The following is a 5268-nucleotide window of genomic DNA, read 5'->3' as shown; positions in this document are numbered from 1 at the left end:
GTCGCGATTGGCGGAGGAATTATCGGAGGCGGAAATCCATCCGTTCAACTTGAAGGCACAGAACTGATAGCACTTCAGAACTCTGCATTGAATGGCGACCTTATCAGAATCACAGAGCCTGGCAGGGATCCCATTCATCTCCGCCCTGATATCAGCAGTATGAAGCTTCATAGCCTTCGGGCAACGTATTGCCTTCGGATCAGGAAATCATTTCCACTCGGAACCGGAGGCCATGAAAATTCAAAATGACCATGAGTCTGGCGCGGTCCACAATAACATCGACCGGCTTATTGCCAATCCTGCCGACTGATTTCCTTGTCAAACCTCGGATCATGGTCGATACTGTGGCACAGTCACATCTTGACAAGGAGATGCTTGACAGGATCACCAGGCCTGCCGGTAATCCGGTGATGGACAAATAGTGTGCGGGGTCGCCTTGCGCTCTGGTCACCAGCATGACAGGGGGTACTGCCTTTAGTCTCCTCTGCCATGCTGATGCTCAGATAATATGAGGTTTCCGGATATGAAAGTCAGTTTTCTCGGAGGCGCAACGGATATTGGCGCCTCATCGGCTTTGCTCGAAGTATGTGGAAAATCCTTCCTGGTGGACTGCGGGGTCCGATTTGATCCCGCCCGCCCGTTGCCAAACCTCGATGAACTTGATGGCATAAGTCTCGATGCAATTCTGGTTACCCATGCGCATAGTGACCATACGGGAGGCCTGCCCGTGGTGCATGCCTCCTTCCCATCTGTTCCAATTTACATGACTCCTCCAACGCTTGATCTGGTCACGATTCTTTACCGTGATGCCCTTAAGATCATGTCATCCGAGGAACGCGAAGTCGAGGTTCCTCTCTATGGTGAAGAGCATGTTGCAGGAATGCTCGATATGGTTCGCACCATTCCCATGGAAGAGCCCCTTAATTTTGGAGCTGTGACGATCAGCTGGCTCCCGGCCAGTCATATTCTGGGTGCCGCCATGATCCACATTTCAAGTCCCGAGGGATCGGTGCTCTTCACCGGCGACTACTCGGTCAGTCCACAGCTGAGTGTTCCTGGCCTCAGGCGTCCGCAAATTCATGTGGATATGCTTATTACAGAAACCACCTACGGCAACCGCCTGCATGCCGACCGGGAGGCGGGAGAAAGAAAACTGATCCAGCGAATCGCCGATGTCATGGAACGAAAAGGCCGGGTATTGATTCCAGCCTTTGCCATAGGCCGTGCTCAGGAGGTCCTCCTCCTCCTGAAGCGGGCCATGCAGCAGCGTCTGATTCCTGAGGTTCCGGTCTTTGTCGACGGCATGGTTCGGGCGGTTTGCGGAGTCTATTCAAAGCATGAGCGGTATGTCAGCCGGCACCTCCGGCATGAAATCAGAACCGCCGGTCATCCATTCTTTAACGATCTGATCCGTCCGGTTGCATCCCCAAAAGATCGTGAGGGGATTCTCGAGACGAGCCCATGCATCATAGTGTCCTCCTCAGGTATGCTGAACGGCGGGCCATCGGCATTCTACGCGCGTCATATGCTCAGGAATAAAAACGATGCCATCTTTATTACCGGCTATCAGGATGAGGAGTCACCGGGCCGGGCTCTTTTGAACCTTGCCGGAAAAAAGACTGATCGATTCATCAAAATTGGAGGTGAACAGATAACCGTCGAGGCTGAGTTTGATACGTACTCATTGTCGGCCCATGCAGACCGACTGCAAATGGCCGGTCTCGTGTCCGCACTGTCCCCCAAAACACTGGTCCTGGTCCACGGCGACGCCGAGGCCAAGAGCGGGCTGATGCAGTCGGTCGGCTCGCCGGACATCGTTGCGGCCGACAATGGCAGTATTGTTGTCCGGACCTATGAAAAAAGCAAACCGGTGATTCGAAGCAGAGTACCTGCTGTCTCCCAGGAGGATGCCGCGCGCCTCATACAAAGCCTCCGGCAAAATAAAACCATGGAGGAGGCAAGGCTTGTTGAAGGACTGACTGGAACGGTGCTGGCTGGCGATAGTCTGGCCTCTGTCACCCGCAGGCTCGTCGATTGGGGACTTGTAACGAGAGACGACGAAAGGCCCAATCTGCTTCATATCGAAACACCTGAGGTGGAAAGCGCTGAGCAGGAAAGGCTTCGAAAGGAAAACCCCAAAGGGCGCCTGCTTGAAGCCTGCATGCAGGCTGGAGTGTCCATGCCAAAGTTCGCAACGCTGAAAAAAGGCCTGGAGTACCACTGCACCGTGAGCGTCAGTGTCATGGGGCAGGTGTTTGAAAGTGATGGGGTCAAGGCTTTCGATGAAAAGCTCTCAGAGCAGATGGCCGCCGATTCACTGCTTGATTCCCTGGATGCCCATTTTCAAAAAAACGGGCAACTCGTGGATGTCAGGGCATTGGAAGCATCAATTGGAAACGCCAAGGGTCGATATCTCGAACGGGGGGCGTCCCCTGCAATGGACTTCTTATTTCTGCCTCTGCGATCCGGGATTGCTGCCAGCGCCACCGTCCAAGGCAGAAGCACACCCTTCTTCATTGCCGGGTTGAAAAAAAACGCCGAGCAGGCTGTCTATCACCATTTGCTGACAGAACTCTCTACCGGCCCTCGACATGATTCCGCTCCCTCTCCTGCAGACAATCCGAAGGGCCGCTTGAATGAGATGAAACAGCAGCACCTGATCGATGATTTTGGCTTCGAATGCCAGGTATCGGGACCGGCACATGAGCCCGTGTTCTCAGGCCACGGGTGGGCGCGAAAGGATGATCGAATTATCAAATCTGCGGTCATGGAGGCTTCATCCAAAAAAGCTTTCGAACAGATGGTGGCCAGGGAGCTTAATCGGAGCATGTCCTGAGAGCGTCGATATTGTGAACGCCGGGCAGACCCCCTGTGGACTTACCCAGGCGCAACAGAACCTCGGGGCTCATGCCTTCTTCCTGTCCTTGATATAACGTTTCAAGATGACTTTGATGAATGTCTGGTACGAGTCAAAGCCCTCATCAGCAGCAGCAGCTTTGATGTCAGCGAGAAATTCATCATCAAGTCTAATGGTACGCAGGTCACCACTTTTTCTAGCTCTGCCAGGCTTCAAACCCAGGTGCTCCGGGTCATTGCCATACTTGCCATCTGGCTCATAATCATCGGCCAGCGACGCGATATATTTTTCCTGCTCCTCAGGACTAAGCTTTGGCTTCTTATCCATGGATTCGGCCTCCTTGTTCTTCATAGTAACGAACTGTCTTTCGATCGACAAAATAAGCCGTGACAAGGTGTGCAAAGACATCAGTATCATCAAAAATTACGAAGACGAGTTTCATGACCTTTCGATCGATCTTCACTAGCACCCATTCAGGCGGTGGGTCCCGCCCCTCGCGCATATCATAGACAACTTCATCGATCTCGACTTTGGAGTTCATATAAGCCGCCCATGCGCGCTGTACATCATCCCGGCTGATTCGTCGGTTGTCCTTCTCCCATATTTTTGTGGCTACAGTGTCAGAAATACCTAGATTCATTAGTCCCTCACAATGTAGCTACATTGTATCGGCAGAAGCTCGCTTATTCAATAGCGGCTTCTACTGTTGTGCAGCTTTGGTCATAACAGGCTGATTTTTTAACAATTGTTTGTTGGATGCCATTATGCGTGATATTTGCATATTTTTGGGGCTGACATTATTGGGAGTTTTGAAGCGGCTTGGCAACTTGCTGATACGTGCATAAAACCACGAAATAATGGCTTACTCCGATTCCTCAAAAAATCACTCTTTGCGCCACCAGGACATATTTTCACCTACAGAGATAGCTAGACTGTTTGGAACCAATCGCAAAACAAAATCTCTACAATAAGACAGCTCAGATGACAAAGGCCTCAACTAAGAATCTCAAAGCTGCTTCTACGGTAGCGAATAATACGCATTTTTTGACTACCGCAAATATACAAATTATAGGATGGGTCCAGCAGCCGGACAGTTCCCCTGTAAAAAACGCAAGGTCCCCCTTCAAGTAACGCGCGCGTGGATCCACAGCCCCGACTATGCAGCCGGGTTTTTCTCTTCGCACTTGGTTTGAACAGTTGCCGCTGGACTGTGGTGAAGTTTATCAAATGGGAACTTTTCCAGGAGCAGGTCCACCCAATCCACGTCAGACTTCTGTGCTGAAAGGATCTCAATTGGACTGCTGCCCTTGCGCTTTCCGCGCGGGAACTTTCGATTGTTCCAGTAAAATGTAAACAGGGCGCAAAACCACCTCGGGATGGATTTATAGGTTTGGAGGTGGCATCTGATCACACTATTAACTGATTCCATTAGGGAGTTTGATTTCTTGACTTCATCCATCAATTTGGACACGAGTGTGATCGTCCGATCAACCTCGCTTTGATCGACCCATGAGCTTTGCCGAAAGCTCGCCCTTAGTTTTGCGATTTTCTCTCCCCAGAAACGCTGCTTTTCCTTGCTGTCGTGGGCACGACGGTAGTGGTCCAGGTATTCCACGATAGGGCAAATGAATTGCAACACCATAAGGGAATTGACAGAACCATAGATTTTTCTGACCTCAGTTTCGATCATCTCTTTGTAGGCTGAAATTGATTTCAGCCCGCTTTCCAGGTAAGTCATGGCTTCTTTGACTGCCCGGTGGTCGCTGACCGTTCGTCTAGCAATTTCCAGATGCCTGAGGCATTTTTTCACGATAGTTCGTAGAGCAGCAGCCGTCACGTAGCATGGGCTTTCATCATCGGAAAGATAGCATGCCTTCCTGATCTCCCTGATGTTGGCTTCGATCAAATCGAATTGCGTCAAAGCATCATTCATTTTTATTCTATGCGCATCAATGATTTCATGCCCGCATTCTGATCCAAGGAGTTTAATTTCTGCCGCGATCATCGCGTAGCACCTGCTTTCCAAAACCCGTTTGGCTTTCGAAAGTTTATACAGAACGTGAAACAAATCCCGCAGTTGGACGGCCTCAGAGAAAACATCGCGAATTCCTTTCAGAAGGCCACTTCCACCATCAGTGACCGTAGCCTTTGGATCAAGACCAAGCTCTTTCAAAAATTTGAGAAAGACCGCCCATGTGTCAGCCGACCTGTCGTCTGCGGCGTGGATATATATCACGGCACTCAATGGGGCAACAAATCCAAGTATCGGCTCCTGGCGCTGAAATATTTCATCAAAGGCAGCACAGTTTATCGGAGCCAGAGCCAGGTTCGACTTGTTGAGTGTGGCAGCTGCCTCGCTGGCAAGATCAAGTACATGCAATACTTTCTGGTGTGATATATCTGCCCTCATC

General features: G+C 50.8%; 4 protein-coding genes. 1 reads left to right on the top strand and 3 read right to left on the bottom strand.

Annotated elements, in window-relative coordinates; translation table 11 throughout:
• Positions 1–508 precede the first annotated feature (508 nt).
• Entirely contained in the window at positions 509–2836 is a 2328-nt protein-coding gene (locus tag VE944_RS04870; RefSeq protein ID WP_324973107.1) for an MBL fold metallo-hydrolase, read from the top strand.
• Between the two features lie 69 nt (positions 2837–2905).
• Here VE944_RS04870 and VE944_RS04865 read toward each other — a convergent pair whose 3' ends face one another.
• The 3 genes from VE944_RS04865 to VE944_RS04855 all read right to left on the bottom strand — a co-directional run.
• Positions 2906–3184 (bottom strand): hypothetical protein, encoded by a 279-nt coding sequence (locus VE944_RS04865; protein ID WP_324973104.1) that lies wholly within the window; start codon positions 3182–3184, stop codon positions 2906–2908.
• Positions 3177–3497: a hypothetical protein gene (locus VE944_RS04860; protein ID WP_324973101.1), complete on the bottom strand. Its 321-nt coding sequence runs from the start codon at positions 3495–3497 to the stop codon at positions 3177–3179. Before VE944_RS04860 ends, VE944_RS04865 begins: the two co-directional genes overlap by 8 nt.
• A 516-nt stretch (positions 3498–4013) precedes the next feature.
• Positions 4014–5268 (bottom strand): hypothetical protein (locus VE944_RS04855; protein WP_324973097.1); only part of this gene is annotated, 1255 nt, incomplete at its 5' end.

Origin of the sequence: Nostoc sp., assembly GCF_035638895.1 — a bacterium.
In the GTDB taxonomy this organism is placed as follows: Bacteria; Cyanobacteriota; Cyanobacteriia; order Cyanobacteriales; family Nostocaceae; genus Nostoc.
This window is presented reverse-complemented; position numbering and strand designations above follow the sequence as displayed.